The following is a 19,241-nucleotide window of genomic DNA, read 5'->3' as shown; positions in this document are numbered from 1 at the left end:
TCGACAGGAGGCACATTTTTCCTGCGTAATTTTACCAAATATTTAAACAGTTTACATTACCTTCTGCGGCCAAACATCCCCGAAAGCATGGTTTTCCCGGAACTTAGCCCAAAACCCAACAGAGAACGGTTCTTCTCAAATGTTTCCTCCAGGGCATTTAGTACCACATCAATCTGCTCCTTAGTCACTACCAGAGGCGGCTCCAGCCTTACCACATTGGGATTATTCAGGGTATAGGCGGTAATTACGCGGTACTTGTTGAGCAAAACGCCGGCCACCATGGCTCCCAGGTACTCAGCGGAAAGCTTGTTTACTGCTCCCGCCACTTTAGACAGCACACCCTGAGCGGGCTGTTCAAATTCAATACCCACCAAGAGGCCACGCCCCCTCACATCCCTGATAATGGGGTATTTCTCCTGCAGTGTGCGCAGGCCGTTTATGAGATAATCGCCAAGCTCTGCGGAGCGGGCCACCAGATTCTCCTCATGCAGCACCTCTAATGTAGCCAATCCCGCGGTTGCCGCCCAGGTATTGCCGCCAAAGGTGGAAGTATGCAGCAGGCACTTTTCAATGCCGCCGTACGCCTTGTTCCATAATTCAGTGGTGGTCATAACCGCCCCGATGGGCATAATGCCCCCTCCCAATGACTTGGCCAGGCAGAGTATATCAGGTTCGATCCCTTCCCGCTCACTGGCAAACATGGTGCCGGTGCGGCCCAGGCCGGTCTGAATCTCATCGGCAACAAACAATGTGCCATATTTACGGCATAAATCCTGTGCCGCTTTTAGATACCCCTGCGGCGGGACGATAATTCCGCCTTCACCCTGAATGGGCTCCACAATAAAGGCGGCCACATCCTTTGTTTTCAATGCTTCTTCCAACTCTTCCAGCTCACAGAAATCCACCACGTTACATGACGGCAACAGCGGCTCAAAACCTTTATGGTATTTTTCCCGCCCCGTCACAGACAAAGAGCCCAGGGTTTTGCCGTGAAAGCCACTTTTGCAGGAAAGAATCCGCTGCCGGCCGGTGGCAATGCGGGCCAGCTTAATTGCTCCTTCCACAGCCTCAGCGCCGCTGTTGCAAAAGAAGGTGTTGTTTAGCTTACCCGGGGCAAGCTGCGCCAGGTTATGGGCCAAAGCACTGGCAGCAATGCCCATGGAGGCTTGCAGCAGATTAGGCATAGAACTGACTTCATTGAGGGCGGCGATGATGCGGGGATGGTTATGCCCCAAATTCAGCGAGCCGTAGCCCCCTAAAAAATCCAGATAGCGGTTTCCTTCCTCATCCCAGACATAGGTGCCCTCAGCCTTCACATACAGCTTATCAAAATCCAGCAGCCCAAACAGGGTACATAACCCCGGATTCATGTGGGTCTTAAAATTCTCCCGCACCTGGGTACGCTGCAGGTTAGGCAGGTCGTTTAGCTTAATTAGTTTTTCCATTTGGTCATCTCCTCGTAGCAGGAATATAATTCTATTCCACGACAATAGTATTATTCCTGCAACAATTTCAAAAACAAGCCGGACAATGTCCGGCTTGTACTGTGGTATTAACTTTTCTTAGGCAAAATAAGAGATCTGGCCAGGTTATCTTCGGCAAAATGCTCCGCAAGCCGCCGGTTGGCGTCTTCAACGGTAATTCCCTGTAAAATATCCAGATAGTCAAAAAAGTTGATATTCTTAAAGTGATAAGCCAGGAAGTTATTGGCGATAAACTCCAAAGAGTTAAAACTCTTTAAGAATTCGCCCATTAACTTGCGGCGGTGGTGCTCAAATTTATCGGTGGAAATACCCTGACGCTGCGCGTCTCGTATTCCTTCCTGCAAACGGGCAAATAACCGGTCCGGATCCGAGGTTTCACCGCCGATTACGGTGTGGCCGTACTTTTTCTCCGCCACATGTCCCGCATCGAATTCATCGTCGATTAACCCCTCTTCGTACAGCTCATTATAAAGTTTGGAACTGGAGCCCAACACCACATCCAGCACCAGGCCGGTGATAAGCTCCCGTTTAAACAGCTCAGGGCCGTCATAGCCCAAATCCCGCTCTTTAAAACCAATGTTTAAAACCGGTTCTGAAACAACCAGTTCCTGAGCCACATAATCCTTAGCCAACTCCCGGGGCTCGTCGGGATAAATGCGATGAATCTCACCCAGCGGTTTGTAATTATGCTTGTTGATGTTTGCTTCCACCTGGTCAAGAATCCTCTCCGGCTCCACATCGCCCACCACAAATACAGCCATATTGCTGGGATGATAGAAGGTGCGATAACATTTATACAGCACTTCCTTGTCTATCTGGTGGATACTCTCCACCGTACCGGCAATATCGATGCGGACCGGATGCTCCCGGTACAGTGCTGTGAGCAGGTTAAAGAACAGGCGCCACTGGGCGTTATCCTCATACATGCGGATTTCCTGCTCAATAATGCCCTTCTCTTTTTCCACGCTTTCTTCTGTGAAATAGGGACTTTGCACAAAATCCAACAGCAGTTCAAAACACTCTTCAAAATGCTGGGTGGTGGAAAACAGATAGGCGGTATTGGTAAAGTTGGTAAATGCGTTACTTGAAGCGCCCAGTTTGGCAAACCGGTCAAAAACGTTACCTTCTTCATCTTCAAACAGCTTATGCTCCAGAAAATGTGCCACTCCGTCCGGGACCGACAATTCCTTACCTTCCCCTTCCACAATAAAGCGGGAATCAATGGAGCCGAAGTTAGTGGAGAAGGTGGCATATTTTTTGTTGTAACCTTGTTTGGGTAGCACAAAAACCTCCAGGCCCGGTTCCACCCGCCGCATATAAACCTTTTCTTTTAGCAGATCATTTTCCAGTACCCGTGTCATTTTGCGCCCCCCTTTCCTGTAAGAAAGTACACCGTATCCAGCTTTACCTGTCCTGCCACCCTGGCCACATCTTCCCGGGTAACATTATCCAGGCGTTTCACCAACTCATCGGTATTCTCATGGCGCCCGGCCAGCATTCCGTCCAGTGCCCGGTTCACCATAAGTCCGGGACTGTCCTCTTCCACCAGGAACTGATTGCGTAGTCCGACGATGGTATTAGCAAAGACTTCCTCACTGAAGTCGGCATTAACCATATCGTCCACTTGTTTACGGATAATATCCAGCGCCTGGTCATAATTTTTCATTTCGATGCCGGAAGACACCACCATCAGTCCTTTATGTTTTTCCAGACGGGAATAGGCATAATAGGCCAGGCTGGCCTTCTCCCGTACATTCTGAAACAGTTTGGAATGGGGGAAGGCGCCCAATATTCCGTTATAGACAAGCAGTGGGAAGTAATCATCATCGGCATAGCTTAAACCGGTACGAAAGCCCATCACCAACTTGCCTTGATTTACATCCAGTTCTTCACGGACATACCGTACCTCAGCCACTTCTGTTTTAACGTCGGTTGGCGGCACCGCTTCTGCTTTGCTGCGCTCAAAGGCAAACACTTCGTCGGCCAGAGATTCAACTGCGGCAGCATCCACATCTCCGGTAATATGTAAATCCAGGGGACTTTCCGCCAGAAAGCGCTGATAAAACCGGTACAGTCCCGATGCATCAATTTCTTTGAGCCGCTCCACCGTTCCGTACTTAAAGACACCGAAGGGCTCATCCTGGCACATGGCTTGCAGGCACCGGTCAACGGAATAAGCCATTTTATCGTTAATCAGGCCCTTAATAACTTTTTCATGCTGTTCTTTTTCCTGGCGGACAAAGTCGGCTTTAAAGCCGTCGTTTTCCGTGAGGGGATTAAGCACCACATCGCTTAATATCTCCAGGGCCTGGCGTAACAGCTTACTCTCACCCGGCAGATACTGGTCATGAACCAAGTCCAGGGAAAAGGTCACCATTTGACGCTCGCCTTTTTTAGAGACATCGGCCATCAACTCCGTGCCGTAAAGCTCTTCCAGGCGCTCTGCCAACTGCCTGCGGGTGGGGTAATTAACGCTGCCCCGCTCCAGCACCGAAGGCAAGAGGGCACTGGAGGTAACATCTTCTTCCCGCAGATGGCGGTGAAAAATTAACTGCACCAGGATGGTTTTAAATTTCTTTGTGGGATGAACAAACAGGTTGACACCGTTTTTCAGCCTACTATGTTGGAATATGGCCAAAAATCTTTCCTCCCTTTACTCTATTTATAGTTTTTTCCATGAAATGGACAGATATGGTCAGATATTATCTTCCATTCCAGGCCGGGGATTCCTGCCTGTGAGAATATTTTACGGCGAAATACCCTGAATTATTTATGTTCAGCTGTATTTTTCACTTGTTTATCCATAATATCCAACGTAAGTAAAATTATAGGAACCCCGGCATAAAGCAGGGTTGTGGCAGCAGCCACCACGCCGGAGTCGTTAACCAAAAAGGCAGTGATGCTGCCCGCTATAATTCCCAAAAATCCTGCCGCAAGGTCGGGATATTGCCTGTGAACATCCCGCAGCATGCCACGGGGCCGGTAAAACAGCACCGTTAATACGCCAAGAAAGGCCAAAAAAGCACGACTCCACTGTGAGTAGCGGAAAAGGGTTATATTCATGGCTGCCTTACGGGAAGCCACATCCTGCAAAGCCTGCCAGCCGTCATCTTCCATAAGCGCCAACGTACGGCCCAAATGGGACTGTGCATCCTGGGGAACACGCAGGTTAACAAACAAAGCTGCTGCGGCCACAGCAAACAGTACCGCCAATAGCGACAAGCTGCTGCGCCACCCCGGGCGAAACCGGCCTGCTATAACCAGGGTAACAAGAAAAGCCACCAGCGCCGTTACTGTCCCTCCAAAATTGGCTCCTCCCTGCGGGGAAACTATGAGGAAAAGTACCGCAAAGAGATACAGGGCCAGTGCCGGCAGCACCATGCGGCGCCGGCGGGACAGCAATGTGAGAAGTACCGCTGCACCCAGCACGGTAGCACCCACCAGCACTCCCATATATTCATTTCCCAATCCGTAATACCGGGCACCGGACACCGGATCATAACCCAAGACCGATGCTTTGATCCAAGGTGCATCCCGCAGCAAATCCAGTACCAGCAATAACGATGTGGGCACAGCAATGGCGGCAAATTTATGCTTTAGAGACAACCCTGTTTTTTGCAAGACGAAAACAAAAATCACCACCGCCAAAATTGTCACCACAAACCCCCAGAACTTGGACACCGTATATAACGGTAAAACCAACAACACCAAAGGTACGGTCAAAAGCCCCAGCAAAGGCGCCACAAACCAACGGCCCGGCATTATGCCCAGAAATATATTGGCCAGTGCACCTAAAACAATAACAATCTGAAAAAATACATAGGTCCGCAATAACGGCGGACGGAGCTGAAATATCCGGTCTATCTCAGCCTGCATCTGCAATAATTCCGCCACGTCGGTGGGCCCGCCGTAACCTATGGTTCGGCCCAGCATATTGCCCGGCACAGGGATGTCAAGGTGGTCCAGGATTAGCGGTGCCACATCGGTATTTGCTGCCAGGCCGGGGCGCCGTGTGGTGGCGGAAGTCAGCTCACCACCGGGAGGAAACGGACCGCCCATTACCGCCATAAAACCCAACAGCCCGGCCCCGCTTTCTCCCGCCGGAGGTACCGGCAAAAGCAGAATCAACAGATCATCTGCTGCAAGCTCCACAAACACCCTGGTTAAGAACCAGGAAATGTCTTCATATATCTCAGACTCCAGATTTTGTACTACCTCATCGCTTAACAGTGTCCTGTACTCATCCAGACGCGCCAAATCACCCCAGTCCACCAAAAGCACATCGGCCTGCGGGTAGAGGGATTGAAAAGACTGCCATACCCGTTGCTTATCCATACGCCAGCCAAAAGGAAACAGGGCGTCAGCCTGCAAGGTACCTTTGTCCACACTGCCCAGGTCTACCTGTCCGTTACTGTCGGCCAGAAACAGCACCGCCTCCCGGGAAGGGCCGGATGTATCGGCGTTACCAATAACAGCGGTTACTTTACCGGCCTCACGCAGGGAATCCCCTAACAGGCCGGGCTGCACAGGATGCTGCAGCGCCTTGTTGACCCGGAGGATTTCTGCCATCCCCAGATGCAATATCCGGCTCTCTGCAGCCATACCCAAATGGCGCCGGTACACTTCTTCTGTAGAAAAACCGGCATACTCCTCCCCCGAATTTAAACCCAGCCGGCTGCTTTCTCTCCCCATGGCCCGGGAACCTGCTCCCAGTGTAACATAGACATGCTCCGGAGCCGGCCGGGCGGCAGTGGCAGTATTTAACAGTCCCACCGAGCCACGGGCCAGCCAGGGAGCCATGCTTCTGTCTGCGGCAACCCGCTCCAGATTGGTTCGGGTTAAAGAAACAACAACTACTTTTTGTGCTTCAGCCACTTTAGCCGTAAGTAACAGAATTATTGCAAATACCAGTATAAATGCCGGCAACGTCTTCTTCATGCAGGCCACCTGCCTTCAACTATTTGAGCATAAAGCGCACGCGTCCTGTTTACCATCTCCGCCACACTGTAACGTCTGGCAACAGTTAAGCCCTGTCCGGTCAAAGAAGCCCGCAATAACTCATCGCCCAGCAGGCGGTTTACTGCTCCCGCCAAGGCCTGCGGCTCCCCTGGCGGGACCAGCAGGCCGTTGTCGCCATGCCGGATCAACTCCCGCAGACCTCCCACCGCACTGGCCACCACAGGACAGCCTGCCGCCATGGCCTCCAGCGCGGTAATGCCCTGCCCCTCGCTGATTGAGGGCTGGACAAAAACAGTAAAGCCGGCCAGAAAATCAGCAACATTTTGCTGCGCTCCCGCAAAATATAGCTTATCCGTTAAGCCAAGGTTACGACTTAACAATTCCAGCACCCGCCGCTGTGGCCCGTCACCCACCACCACAAAACGCAAATCCGGATTTGTTTTGCTCAACAGGGCAGCTGCTTCAATAAAATACTCAATTCCTTTCTGCGGCGCCAGCCGGGCCACTGTTCCAATGACGACGTCAGCTGAGGAAAACGGCAGAACAGCTTTTGCGTTACCTGCTTGGGGAAAGGCGGGAAAGCGGATTCCATTGGGGATCACTGCAATGCGTTTACCATCAACGCTGTATACTGCCTGCAGCTCTTCTGCCAGCCAGTCCGCCACCGTGATATAGCCGGTGGCCCACCCGGCAAAAGCCGCTTCTGCCCGGCGATAGACAGGGCCCAGCGGTGAAGAAGCAGCATGGGCAAAGTCTCCATGGACCGTTACCAGGCATGGTATATGGCTATAGCCGGCCACAGGGCGGGCCAAAAGCGCCGCTTTGAACCCGTGGGCATGAACCAGCGAATATGAACCGTTTTTCAGATTCTTGTGCATCTGCAAAAGCGCCCGCAGATCATGCACAGGGTGCACCGCTGCCCGCATAGGCACCGGCACCACCTCACAGCCGTATTCCTTAAAATCTGCACTTTGTTCCGGCGGGCAGGCTACAGAAAATGAGAAATCCTCATGCAATTCCTGCACAAGGGTTTTGATATGGGCTCTTATTCCGCCTTCTGCCGGTCGGACAACGGTCAGGATTCGGGGTTTATTCAACACGCATCGCTCCCGGTAAACTTGCTCTAAAACATTTCACGTTAGTATACCCAAGCATTAATGCATTTAACAGACCCCAGCTCTGGCAGGAATTGCCCGGACAGCCTGGTTGACTTTTTCATAGTCAGATGTTATGATAGTCTATGCACTTGCGCCCGTGGTGAAAGGGATATCACGCAGGCCTCCGGAGCCTGAAGTTGGGGTTCGAATCCCTACGGGCGCACCATATATTTACCTAATAACCAGCAAAAGCGACCAACAGGTCGCTTTTTTTAGTATCTTTTATCTTTTTAGCATTTATTTTGCTGTCTCCACGTCTTTATTTTCAGTATATACTTTGAGAATATAGTCGAGAATCTTTTCCTGATCAGCCAGCGGCAGGTTTTCAAAGCTGACCCCAATTATCAGTTGGCCTTCTTCTCCCTCCACGGCACGCCTCACTTTAGCCTCGGTTTCCAGAACATAATCAACCTCTTCCAAAGGGATCCAGACCATCACATTTGTCCCGGCAGTAACACTAACCGGCGACAAAATACTTGCTCCACCACGGGAAATATCCAGCAAGCTGGCTTCCTGCCATTTTTCCCCGCTTTTTTCCACCTCTTTTTCCACCGCCACATTAATTAATTTTGCGGTTTTAAGGCGGTAATCACTGCGCTGTTCCCGACGTTCCAGCGGAGTTACCTGCTTTACCTGCAAAGACATGGCCGCATCCTCAAAAGATACTACATGTGCTGCAAAAGAATAGATAGCATCTTCCGGCACCACAAAGGACACGGTCACCTGATCCTGCACCTGCCAGACCTCCGGTAAAGATGCGGTGGGAGCTATGATTTTTAACCCTACCGTGTCTGTACCCAAATCCACGATTTGCCCCAAAGAGTCTTCCTGCCGGCCTGCTGTGGAAATTCTAACCTGCTTACCGGGATAGATTTTTTTATGTCTTACAGCCCCTGCCACGGTAATAGCCATAATTACCCCCCCTTTGTCAGAACCCTTTTGTCCACATGCCAAAGCAGCATGGCGGAAGTTGCTCCCTTTGTTTCGCTGAGCATCCCGTTTTCATCGGAATGTGCCTCCACATACTCCGCCATAACCTGCTCCACTTGCCTGTCAATATCCATGCGCAATGACAACACATCGCGCATCTCTTCCAGAGCCTCCCGGGCCGGTTGTTCATGCTGCCGCTCCCAGCGGGCAAAATGCATAGCCGGCTTGTACCCTTGTGCATATAACCAGTTTAGCGGAAAGAGAATGTCCAGGGACTGGCTGTAATAAGGCTGGTCATTGAAATGCTCCCATACTGCCTGCACGGAAGGATGGATGCGGGGCCCGGAAAAACGGCTGAGATAGACATACCCTCCTGACACCTGCATAACCTTCTCCAAGGTGGTCACGTCCTGCACGCCGGGGGTCATGGAAGCAAACACCAAATCAAAATAATTGTCCCAGCCATACTCCTGGGGCACAAGGGGAATCCAGTCGTCACCCACAGTTTTAACAAGCGGCTCTAAATCCGGCCGCTTAGCCAATTTTTCCCGCAAAATGGTCAACATCTCTTCAGCGGGGTCAAGGGCCACAACCTGATGCCCGCGCTCAGCAAAAGCCATGGTAAAGTTGCCTGGGCCGCACCCCAAATCAAGAATCCGCAGCTTTTCCGACATCACTCCATACCTATCCAAAAAAGCCAGCGCTTCTTCCACTCGCCTGTTACCCGAATCCGTATCTACATTTTTGTCGTAATTCTTGGCCCGGCGGTTCCAGACATCCACCGATTTTTTAGCACGCTTGCGTTCCTGGTCCGCCTCGATGGCTTCATTCCAAGCACTTTCCCAAAATGAAGAATCAAACAATGTGGTAGTATCCACAGAAATCACCTCGTCTTGAAAACAATTCTAGCAACATCTGACAATTTCCTTCATATTACTTATTTTTAATAATGCCCAATTTAATATGAAGAGACGAAAAAAGCGGCCGAAGATTATTTTCTTCGACCGCTATTTTTTGCTTTAGCGAAAAAACACGTGGTTTGCAATGGTTATTGTTACCGGCTGCTGCCGTACCCACTGATTGCTGGTTTTAGCGGGGTTATAAAAGCCGGTGGCCCCCAGTGAAGGATCTTCACCATTTAATGCAGCCTGCACCGCACGGCGGGCACTATCATTGGCAGGACGATTAATCCGTCCGTCTAAGACCGGGCTGTACTGGTAGAATCCGTTTGAGACCTGGTTTATTACCCCGGAGAGTGTGTTGGGATAGCGCGGATCATCTACCCGGTTTAACACGCTGGCAGCCACCGCCACCTGTCCTCTGTACGGCTCGCCCTCCGCTTCTGCACGAACCAGCCGGGCCAGTAGATCCAACTCTGAGTCAGAGAAGTTGCGAGGCGCCAGCACCGGGGCGGCCTCCTGTTCTGTGGGGATAACCAGCTTGTCCCCTACCCGGATAATATTGTTATTTTCAATCTTGTTTTCAGCAGCAATGGCTGCCACGGTGGTATTATATTTTTGTGAAATCAGCCATAATGTTTCGCCGCGGCTCACTGTATGCACCGTCTGGCGTCCCACAGGCTGTGACTGCCCCGGTATGTCCAGGCGCTGCCCCGCTTCAATATAATTAGCATTGGCAATATGGTTGGCCTCAGCCAGCGCAGCCACCGTAGTACCATATTGTTGTGAAATCAACCACAAAGTTTCACCCGGACGTACCACATGGATTGCAGCGTAGGCCTGTCCCGACATCAGCAACAATAATAAAACAGTTAGAATCCCCGTTAACCTCTTCCTCATTATGTACCCCTTTCTGCTTCCTACAAAGGATTAGTTATGTCAACTGCATCCATTATAGTAAGTTTTCAGGGTCTTAGGCAAACCTCCCCTTCCGGCGCTGCGGGCAGGTTATTAAAAAAACTTAATCTTATGTTAACTGGGCTTCATATTTCATAATAATAGCGGTGCATGGAAAAATAACCCGTACTATTCTTATTTTTGGCCAACCTCTGCAAGCAGATGATCAGATACCAGCGGGACAGCAATAAAAATGGTTGTTCCTGCCCCCTTTGCCGAGGAGATTTCGATGCTGCCGCCAAGAATTTTTGCCCGCTCATGCATTCCCGCCAGGCCCAACTTGCCGTTACGCAACAAATCACCAAGGGGCTCTGCATCAAACCCCTTACCATTATCCTGTACCACAACCCTGACCTCATTATTATCAAACTCAATCTTTACTTTAGCGTTGTTTGCTTCGGCATGCCGCATTACATTCCGCAATGCTTCCTGAATAATGCGAAAGAGGGAAACCCGGATTTCAGGGCGGAGCATCTGCTTTTGCCCTATAATATTTAAGTCCACCTTCAGGCCGTGGGTACGGTTTAGTTCATCAATGTACCATTCCAGGGAAGGAACCAGCCCCAGGTCATCTAGAATGGAGGGTCTCAAATCACGACTAAACTGACGTACTTCCTGCAAAATGGCCTTTACCTGTTCGGCTACATTGAAGAGAAAGCGGGAATCACCAAGCCGCAAATGATCGCTGGATACCAAATACTTCTCCAACTGGTGCAGCACCACAATTAGTGACTGGGCGGTACTGTCATGCAGCTCCCGGCTGATGCGCAGTCTCTCTTCTTCCTGAGCGCGAGTGATATGCTCAATATAAAACTGCTGATTTTCGTGCAGTTTTCTTTCCTCGGTGATATCTTTGGCTATATGCTGAAACCCCGGAATGTCTCCGTTATCCAGCAGATTTGTGGTCACCTTAAGGATAATTTCTGTTCCTTCATTGTTAACAATGGTCTGGTCATATGATTTCTCCGCGATTGTTCCGTTGAAAAGCTGCTGCCGCACCAGTTTTGCTTTTTGGGCCTGTTCATGGGGAATGTAGGTAAAAATATTTTCCTTTTTCAGCCGGGAGAGTTCAATACCCAGCATATTGGCACAAGCTTTGTTGGCAGAAATGATATTTCCTTCCCCGTCTTCAAGCCAGATAATATCATTTGTTTTTTCAAAAATCCCCCGATACTGTTTTTCTGATTCCCGCAGTTGCTTCTGCATGGTTTGCTGCACATCGGTGAGAATGGTGTTCTCCTTGGCCATACCCAGCTGATGTCCCAGAGTTTCCAGTACCAACAGTTCCTGCGCACTGAAAATATGATGCCTTCTGTTAGCCACCATCAATGTGCCCATGATTTTATTACGGGAAACAAGGGGCACCACCGCCACTGCCCGAAACTCTTCGTCCCGGAGAGCGTCAGACACCTCAAAGTCTTTTTGAAAATCATAGGCCACCACCAGGTTGCCACTTTCGGCAGCTTTACCGTTAAAGCCTTCTCCCAGCGGAATTGGTTGGTTCTTTGCCGCTTCTTTGGCCTGTAAGCCGCAGGATGACACCAGATATAGAGTCTCATCCTCTGCGGGCAGTGAATAAATGGCCACCGCATCCACCCGCATAGTATCCCGGGCAAGGTCCAGGCCAATCCGGATCACATCCTCAATATCGGCACAAAAAGCCACACGCTGCGAGTAATCGCTTAAGGTGGCCAGTTGTTTGTCCTGCTCAATTCTGGCCCGGGTTTTGTTATAATGCTTTTTCCGCATCTTTTTGTACCAGGCCATTGTGTAATGCTGCATGGCTGTAAACTCTTTTACACTAATCCAGTACAATCCCGCCAAGACGCCCACCGCCGGAATAAGTGCGGCATGAGAAAGAGAGAGCCACATCTGAGTGCTCATTAAAAAACTGTGACTTACAAGCACAGAAAAAGACATCAGCCCCGCAGCCACAACACCGGCGTAACGAAACCAGACTCCGGAGCCAAAAATCAACAATACAAATAAATAACGCCCCCAGGTATAGAGGTCCGGGCCCGCCTCCAGCATCAAACCCGCTAACAACATAAAACTTCCTGTCAGAATAGCCGCTTTCAATGTCTGTGTCATTAATCTTTCCCACTCACTTCCACATCTTCCAGACTGATCATGCCTTCCTTTAGAGCAAAGAGTATTGCTTCGGTGCGGGATCCCACCTTTAGTTTGCTGAAAATACTGGCCAGGTGCGCTTCCACGGTACGCTTACTAACATAAAGCCTGCTGGCAATCTCCTGATTACGATGGCCGTTGGCTACCATGGTTAGCACCTCCACTTCCCTGCCGGTCAGCGAATCAACGGCGTTATTTGTTTCACTATCCTCGCCGCGGCGAAAACGCTGCATCACTTTGGCAGCCACAGAAGGACAAAGAACCGGCTCACCTTTATCCACACTGTAAATAGAGCGAATCAACTCCTGGCAGTTCACATCTTTTAACAGATAACCGGTGGCACCCGCCTCCAGCAGGGCAAACACGTACTGGCTGTAATCATAAGCCGAAAGGATAAGGATATTGGTATCGGGACTTAGCTCCCTGATTTTGCGCGTTGCTTCAATACCATTGAGCTTCGGCATGGCGATATCCAGGATGACTACCCTGGGTTTGAGGTTCTTCACCAGTTCTACCGCATTCTCGCCATCCCCCGCTTCACCTACCACCTCCAGGTCCTCCCTTTCTTCCAGGAGTCTGCGGATGCTCTCCCGCACCACGGCATGATCATCCGCTAATATAATTGTAATTTTACCCACAGTCAAAACCCCTCCCCCGAATTACCATGCTTTTCGACCGCGGCAATTCTTTGTAAAGACACCCCTGTCACTCTTTGTGCAGGGGTGTCTTTACTATGCTATATTCCATTATTAAATTTTATATTACCGGAACCTTTCTTCTCTTACTCTTTTCGTTACCCATGAAGAAATTTCCTGCCTTTTGCAAACCCCATTGTGAAATTTCCTGCATTTCATTTAAAAGCTGCTCCGGTAAGGACCGGGAGAAATCCACGCCCAAAGCCTGTGCCAGATCGTTTAGGATTTCGTAATGATCCTTTCCGCCGGGAGGTGCAAACGCCGGGTTCAAACGTTGCATCCGGCCCTCACTGTTTGTCACCGTCCCCCTGCTTTCAGCAAAGGTGGGCGCTGGCAGTACCACATCGGCCCGATTCAAATCTGTTCGCCATGTGGAGGTCACCGCCACGGTAAACAGGCCTTCATCAAACATCTCATCGTCCAGGCTAAAGTCATCGCCGATGACAATGATGCCGATGATGTCCCCGTCTTTTGCCGCAGCCCTAATTTCCTGCAGAGTGAGCCCGGCTGTTGCCGGCAGCGGCATGCCGGTCACCCCGTAATAACGCTCTCGTGCTGCCAGATCATAAAGGGGCTGACGTCCCGGCAGCAGGCGGGGATGCACACCCATATCCAATTGGCCGCGGCAGTTGCCGCTTTCAAACAGCTGCAGGATACCCTGCCCCGCTTTGGCGTTCCCGGTGGCCTGCACAATATCCAAAAGCGCCCCCAGTTCCGGTCCGCTCATGGTGCTTCCGTCCACTACAATTACAGGGTTTCTGGCCTGCAGATACCTGTGCAGAAGCTCTATTACCCTGGCCGGCTTCACCCGCACCGTTTCCGGCAATTCCAAAAGCAGGTACTTAATTTCTTCTTCAGTCAAAGGCAGTTCCATACCCTGGCAGGCCAGATCATATCTTTGCAGATAAGCCTGCATGGCCTGGAATAGTTTCAGTGACTTACGGGGGTGGGTGCGAATGGTAAGCTGTGCCTGCCCATCGAGCCTGGTTGCTCTGGGGCTCATTATCGCCAAAGTGGCCCCGGCCGCTTCCGCCTGCCGGATTTTTTGCGCCACAATGGGATAATCCACTGTAGGATCGGTGTTAACCACCAGGATAAAATCACTGTCCTTTAATTCCTTGTAAGCAACCGGGTCTGTCTCCAGACTTTCTTCGCCTAAGTGGCTTGCGGAAGCCACAGGCTTTGTGCTTTCAATATTATTTGTCCGCAGAGCCAACCGGGCCAGCTTCTGTGCCAGATAGTTTGCTTCATTGGTGAGACTGGGGGAGACCAGTACCGCCAGGCTTTCCGGACCGTAACGGTCACGAATTTTCTGCAGCATGGACGCCGCCCCCGCAAAGGCTTCATCCCAGCTTACCTCCTGCATCTTCTCTCCATTTTGCAGCAGAGGAGTTTGTAAGCGCCCTTTACTGTGAACAAAATCAAACTCAAAAGCGCCTTTCTTACACAGGTTGCCGCTATTTACTTCCCCGCGCAGCGGTGAAGTTACTCTGGTAATGCTATCTCCCACCACATGCAGCTGCAAATCACAGCCAATGCTGCACTGCACACAGGTGGTGTCTACCACACTGTCATCCACAAACGGACCGGGCTTTTGCAGCGGGCTTTTCACCGCAATGGCGCCGGTGGGACAGGCCGATACGCACTGGCTGCAGGACTCACACATGGTCTCTGCCAACGGCAGTCCCATGGAAGGTTTAACCACCGTATCATAACCGCGGTTGGCAAACCCCAGCGCGCCAATTCCCTGCACTTCCTGACAGATCCTTACACAGTTGCCGCAAAGGATGCACTTGTTGGCGTCATGCACAATGTGGCGGTGGTTAGTGTGGATAGCGTAGCGTTTATTGCTGACTCCCAGCCGGTTGGTATCAACCTCATACTCGCTGGCCAGCTGACGCAGCGTGCAGTTGAATACATCTTCACAGCCACAAGACAAACAGCGCTGCGTTTCCTGCCCCAGACCGTCCTTACTCAGTCCCAGGTTAAACTCGTCAAAATGCTGCTTCCTCTCCATTGGTGCCAGATGTATCTCCGGCGCCCGGGCCAGCTTTTCTCTGTCGGCAAAGTCGGCAGGATCCAAGTCTTTTAACTCACCCATGCTGCAGTTAAACGGTTTGGCCTCCGGAGTAATTTCCTTACCGTACAGATACTGGTCAATGGAGCGGGCCGCCACCCTGGCTGCCCCCACAGCTTCCACAACGGTTGCTGCGCCGCTTACACAGTCGCCGGCGGCAAAAACTCCCGGCTCACTGGTGCAGCCCGTTTCCAAAGCAGTGTCGATGGTACCCCATCTGCTCAGAGACACTTCACTGTGTTGGGCGGCCTCCGTTTCAACCACCTGGCCAATGGCCAAAATCACCGTATCAAATTCCATCTCGTATTCGGTGCCGGCAACGGCCACCGGGCGACGGCGCCCGGAAGCATCCGGCTCTCCCAGTTCCATGCGGATGCACTCCAGTCCCTGCAGCCGACCTTTCCGCTCAATGCAGGCGGTGGGGTTAGTCAGGTAGTGGAACTCAACACCTTCTTCTTCCGCTTCCATAATTTCCACCGGGTTGGCAGGCATCTCATCCCTGCTGCGGCGATAAATAACCACCACTTCCTCCGCTCCCAGGCGCAAAGATGTGCGGGCCGCATCCATGGCGGTGTTACCGCCGCCGATGACAGCCACCCTGCTACCCAGCTCCGGTGGACGGTCTTCCACCACCATCCGCAGAAAATCAATCCCTTTTAGAATTCCCGGCATCTCTTCATCTGGTAAACCCATTCCCTGAGCTTCCTGACAGCCAATGCCCAAAAAGACCGCGTCATATTGTTCCTTTAGCTGGGCCATGGTATAGTCACGCCCCAGCACTTCGCCCAGGCGTACTTCCTGGCACATCTCGGTAATCATATTGATTTCCTGGTCCAGCAACTGCTTGGGAAGACGATATTCGGGAATACCATAACGCAGCATCCCACCCAGCTGGGGCCCCGCATCATAGAGGGTAATCCGGTGTCCGGCCAGCGCCAGGTAATAAGCAGCGGTAAGGCCTGCCGGTCCGCCACCCACCACGGCCACTGTAAACCCGGTATCCGGTGCCATTTGTTCCTTATAGGAATTGATGGCTTTTAAATCATAATCTCCGGCAAACCTTTTCAGGGCACAGATATTTACCGCCTCATCCACCAGGTTGCGCCGGCACTCTTCTTCACAGAATCTGGGGCAGATTCGTCCGCACACCGACGGCAACGGCAATTTCTCCTTAATCAATGCAGCCGCTTTTTTATGTTGGCCGTTGGCGATGTGGGCGATGAAGCCCTGAATATCAATTTTAGCCGGACATGCCTGTTGACAGGGGGCTACGCAATCGCCGCAATGTTCAGACAGCAATAGCTCCAGAGCCACCCGGCGCAAATCTGCCAAGAGTTCACTGTTGGTGGTTACATCCATTCCGGCACTAACCTGTGTGCCGCAGGCGGGCACCGCCACCGGTCGTCCGGCAATCTCTACAAAACACAAACGGCAGGAGCCAAAAGGCTTCAGGCGCGGATCATAGCAAAGGTGCGGAACCTCCACACCGCTTTGCAGCGCCGCCTCCAGCAGGTTACTGCCCTCTTCCACAAAAACCTCTTTGCCGTCCAGTATAATTCCTACCTTACTCATGATACCGCCCCCATTCCCTGGCCATCAACAGGCGCTGTTTTCCCCGGCTTGGAGCTTACGGTAATGCAGTCAAACTTGCAGCTGTTGACGCATAAGCCGCAGCGCAGACATGTGGCCTGATCAATGACGTGGGGTTCTTTTTTACCGCCGCTAATGGCATCCACCGGGCACTGTTTGCGGCAAAGCCCGCACCCTTTGCAGTCTTCGGCCACTATCTCATACTCAATCAGAGCCTTACAATTCTTTGCAGGGCAAACCTTATCCCTGACGTGCGCCTCGTATTCGTCCCGGAAATATTTAATGGTGGTCAGTACCGGGTTAGGTACCGTCTGGCCCAGCCCGCACAGCGAACCGGCTTTAATTTTGGATCCCAGGTCCTCCAAAGTATCAATATCCTCTTCGGTCCCTTCACCCTCGGTAATCCGCTCCAGAATACGCAGCATCTGCTCTGTGCCTACCCGGCAGAATGTACATTTACCGCAGGATTCCTCCCGTGTAAAGGTGAGGAAAAACTTGGCCACATCCACCATGCAGGTCTCTTCGTCCATAATCAACAGTCCGCCTGAGCCCATAATGGCCCCGATTTCCTTTAAAGACTCATAATCCACCGCGGTGTCGGCCAACTCTGCCGGAATACAGCCGCCGGAGGGACCGCCGGTTTGTACTGCCTTAAATGCCTTACCGGTAGAAATACCGCCACCCACAGCAAATACGATGTCATTGATGCTCATTCCCATGGGCACTTCAATCAGGCCCCCCCGGTTAACCTTGCCTGCCAGGGCAAAGACCTTTGTTCCTTTACTAAACTCCGTGCCGTGCACATTATAAGCCGCAGCTCCCTGGGCTAATATCTGCGGCACATTGGCAAAGGTTTCTACGTTATTGATGGAAGTAGGAGAAGCAAACAAACCGGATACCGCCGGGAAAGGAGGACGAAAACGCGGCATGCCCCTTTTGCCTTCAATGGAAGCAATCAATGCCGTCTCTTCGCCGCAAACAAAGGCTCCGGCTCCCTCTCTGATTTTAATATCAAAATCAAAACCGGAGTTGAGGATGTTTGTTCCCAGATAATAATGCTCCTTGGCCTGGGCAATGGCAATTTTTAACCGCCGGATTGCCAAAGGATATTCGGCCCGGATGTATATATAGCCCACACTGGCTCCGATGGCGTACCCGGCAATCATCATTCCTTCCAAAACACTGTGCGGGTCGCTCTCCAGAATGCTCCTGTCCATAAACGCCCCGGGGTCTCCCTCATCCGCATTGCAGATGATATATTTTTGCTCACCTTTGGCATCTCTGGCAAAGGTCCATTTCTGATGGGTGGGGAACCCGGCACCGCCGCGACCGCGCAGCCCTGAGGACTTAACTTCTGCAATAACCTCCTCCGGTTTCATGGCCACAGCCTTGGCCAGGCCTTTGTACCCGCCGGCATCCAGGTAGCTTTCAATGTTTTCCGGATCAATGTTGCCACAGTTGTGCAGCAAAAACCTTTCCTGCCGTCCTATATACTCCCCTGCTTCACTGGCTCCGTCCGGCGGAACCACCAAAAGCTCCTCCACCGGCTCACCTTTTTTAATATGCTCCTCAACAATCTGCCCCACATTATCTGTACTCACATTCCCGTAGAGATAACTGCGCCCGTCGGGTGCCACCACCTCTACCTGCGGTTCACAATAACACAAACCCATACACCCGGTACGCTGGAGATGGATGCCATCATCTGCCAAAAGGTCTTTTAACAAATCGTGGACCTTTGCTGCTCCCGCCGCAATGCTGCAGGAAGCCAGCCCGATTTTCACCTTAAACCCATTATTACTCATGATGGCACCCCCCTTTGCACCCCGCCTTTTTGTCTTCGGTTTGCCCGTTTATCTCTTTTAGAACCTTGCCTACCTCGTTGGGGGCCACCCGGCCATAAGTTTCCTCGTTAACGGTAATTACCGGAGCAAGGCTGCAGCAACCCAGACAGGCCACCTTTTCCAGTGTAAACTTGCCGTCAGGGCTGGTTCCACCGTCCTTGGCGCCAGTTTCGTGCATAATTGCTTCACTGACTCTCTCAGCTCCTGCCAGGTGGCAGGCCGTACCGTGACAAACCTGGATCAGATTCTCGCCGATGGGCTCCATCCTAAACTGGGAGTAAAAAGTCACGATGCTGTAAAGTTCGCTTTCCAGGATGCCCGACAACTCCGAAACCCGTTGCAATACTTCCGGGGCCACATAGCCAAAGGTATTCTGAATATCCTGCAGAATGGGAATGGCCGAACCGGGATCCGCATTATGCCGCTGCACAATGGCATCGATGGCCAGCAGCGGGTTTTTCTCTTTTAACACCTGCAGCTCTTCAACAGCCATGGTCTTCATCATCCCTCCTCCCCTAC

At 51.6% G+C, this 19,241-nt stretch carries 13 protein-coding genes and 1 tRNA gene; 1 reads left to right on the top strand and 13 read right to left on the bottom strand.

Annotated features, from left to right (window positions below; translation table 11 throughout):
* Nucleotides 1-56: 56 nt before the first annotated feature.
* From DEALDRAFT_RS08895 to DEALDRAFT_RS08875, 5 genes are all read right to left on the bottom strand, one after another.
* Entirely contained in the window at nt 57-1,445 is a 1,389-nt protein-coding gene (locus DEALDRAFT_RS08895; protein ID WP_008516747.1) for an aspartate aminotransferase family protein, read from the bottom strand.
* A gap of 107 nt (nt 1,446-1,552) precedes the next feature.
* Nucleotides 1,553-2,845 (bottom strand): EF-P 5-aminopentanol modification-associated protein YfmH, encoded by a 1,293-nt coding sequence (gene yfmH, locus DEALDRAFT_RS08890; RefSeq protein ID WP_008516746.1) that lies wholly within the window; start codon nt 2,843-2,845, stop codon nt 1,553-1,555.
* On the bottom strand, nt 2,842-4,122 hold the full coding sequence (gene yfmF / locus DEALDRAFT_RS08885) for an EF-P 5-aminopentanol modification-associated protein YfmF (RefSeq protein ID WP_008516745.1): 1,281 nt from the start codon (nt 4,120-4,122) through the stop codon (nt 2,842-2,844). The genes yfmH and yfmF overlap by 4 nt, the downstream gene beginning before the upstream one ends.
* A gap of 128 nt (nt 4,123-4,250) precedes the next feature.
* Complete coding sequence (locus DEALDRAFT_RS08880) at nt 4,251-6,422, bottom strand: hypothetical protein (RefSeq protein ID WP_008516744.1); 2,172 nt, start codon at nt 6,420-6,422, stop codon at nt 4,251-4,253.
* Nucleotides 6,419-7,540: a glycosyltransferase family 4 protein gene (locus tag DEALDRAFT_RS08875; protein ID WP_008516743.1), complete on the bottom strand. Its 1,122-nt coding sequence runs from the start codon at nt 7,538-7,540 to the stop codon at nt 6,419-6,421. The genes DEALDRAFT_RS08880 and DEALDRAFT_RS08875 overlap by 4 nt, the downstream gene beginning before the upstream one ends.
* A 151-nt stretch (nt 7,541-7,691) precedes the next feature.
* Here DEALDRAFT_RS08875 and DEALDRAFT_RS08870 point away from each other — a divergent pair.
* Nucleotides 7,692-7,766 (top strand) — tRNA-Arg (locus DEALDRAFT_RS08870).
* 71 nt (nt 7,767-7,837) lie between these two features.
* On the opposite strand, the gene DEALDRAFT_RS08865 is transcribed toward DEALDRAFT_RS08870, so the two are convergent.
* From DEALDRAFT_RS08865 to nuoE, 8 genes are all read right to left on the bottom strand, one after another.
* Nucleotides 7,838-8,512, bottom strand: coding sequence for a flagellar brake protein (locus tag DEALDRAFT_RS08865; RefSeq protein WP_008516741.1), 675 nt, complete (start codon nt 8,510-8,512; stop codon nt 7,838-7,840).
* A 2-nt stretch (nt 8,513-8,514) separates the two neighbouring features.
* On the bottom strand, nt 8,515-9,408 hold the full coding sequence (locus DEALDRAFT_RS16035) for a class I SAM-dependent methyltransferase (protein WP_008516740.1): 894 nt from the start codon (nt 9,406-9,408) through the stop codon (nt 8,515-8,517).
* 141 nt (nt 9,409-9,549) lie between these two features.
* Nucleotides 9,550-10,329, bottom strand: coding sequence for a cell wall hydrolase (locus DEALDRAFT_RS08855; protein WP_008516739.1), 780 nt, complete (start codon nt 10,327-10,329; stop codon nt 9,550-9,552).
* Nucleotides 10,330-10,521: 192 nt separating this feature from the next.
* Nucleotides 10,522-12,477 (bottom strand): PAS domain S-box protein, encoded by a 1,956-nt coding sequence (locus DEALDRAFT_RS16030; protein ID WP_008516738.1) that lies wholly within the window; start codon nt 12,475-12,477, stop codon nt 10,522-10,524.
* Nucleotides 12,477-13,154, bottom strand: a complete 678-nt coding sequence (locus DEALDRAFT_RS08845; protein ID WP_008516737.1) for a response regulator transcription factor — start codon at nt 13,152-13,154, stop codon at nt 12,477-12,479. Before DEALDRAFT_RS08845 ends, DEALDRAFT_RS16030 begins: the two co-directional genes overlap by 1 nt.
* Before the next feature lie 118 nt (nt 13,155-13,272).
* The gene (locus DEALDRAFT_RS08840) at nt 13,273-16,860 is read right to left on the bottom strand and encodes an FAD-dependent oxidoreductase (protein ID WP_008516736.1); all 3,588 of its coding nucleotides are present in this window, start codon (nt 16,858-16,860) and stop codon (nt 13,273-13,275) included.
* Nucleotides 16,857-18,683: an NADH-quinone oxidoreductase subunit NuoF gene (gene nuoF, locus DEALDRAFT_RS08835; protein ID WP_008516735.1), complete on the bottom strand. Its 1,827-nt coding sequence runs from the start codon at nt 18,681-18,683 to the stop codon at nt 16,857-16,859. Before nuoF ends, DEALDRAFT_RS08840 begins: the two co-directional genes overlap by 4 nt.
* The gene (gene nuoE, locus DEALDRAFT_RS08830) at nt 18,676-19,227 is read right to left on the bottom strand and encodes an NADH-quinone oxidoreductase subunit NuoE (protein ID WP_243441154.1); all 552 of its coding nucleotides are present in this window, start codon (nt 19,225-19,227) and stop codon (nt 18,676-18,678) included. Before nuoE ends, nuoF begins: the two co-directional genes overlap by 8 nt.
* Nucleotides 19,228-19,241 lie beyond the last annotated feature (14 nt).

Source organism: Dethiobacter alkaliphilus AHT 1 (genome assembly GCF_000174415.1).
GTDB lineage: Bacteria > Bacillota > Dethiobacteria > Dethiobacterales > Dethiobacteraceae > Dethiobacter > Dethiobacter alkaliphilus.
Note: the sequence above shows the minus strand (reverse complement) of the source record. Positions and strands in the feature narration are given on the sequence as shown.

What these genes read in the sequence shown, in the direction of transcription:
- DEALDRAFT_RS08895 (WP_008516747.1), bottom strand. Translation starts at nt 1,445, where the DNA reads ATGGAAAAACTAATTAAGCTAAACGACCTGCCTAACCTGCAGCGTACC.
- DEALDRAFT_RS08855 (WP_008516739.1), bottom strand. Translation starts at nt 10,329, where the DNA reads ATGAGGAAGAGGTTAACGGGGATTCTAACTGTTTTATTATTGTTGCTG.
- yfmH (WP_008516746.1), bottom strand. Translation starts at nt 2,845, where the DNA reads ATGACACGGGTACTGGAAAATGATCTGCTAAAAGAAAAGGTTTATATG.
- nuoF (WP_008516735.1), bottom strand. Translation starts at nt 18,683, where the DNA reads ATGAGTAATAATGGGTTTAAGGTGAAAATCGGGCTGGCTTCCTGCAGC.
- DEALDRAFT_RS16030 (WP_008516738.1), bottom strand. Translation starts at nt 12,477, where the DNA reads ATGACACAGACATTGAAAGCGGCTATTCTGACAGGAAGTTTTATGTTG.
- DEALDRAFT_RS08880 (WP_008516744.1), bottom strand. Translation starts at nt 6,422, where the DNA reads ATGAAGAAGACGTTGCCGGCATTTATACTGGTATTTGCAATAATTCTG.
- DEALDRAFT_RS08840 (WP_008516736.1), bottom strand. Translation starts at nt 16,860, where the DNA reads ATGAGTAAGGTAGGAATTATACTGGACGGCAAAGAGGTTTTTGTGGAA.
- nuoE (WP_243441154.1), bottom strand. Translation starts at nt 19,227, where the DNA reads ATGATGAAGACCATGGCTGTTGAAGAGCTGCAGGTGTTAAAAGAGAAA.
- DEALDRAFT_RS08865 (WP_008516741.1), bottom strand. Translation starts at nt 8,512, where the DNA reads ATGGCTATTACCGTGGCAGGGGCTGTAAGACATAAAAAAATCTATCCC.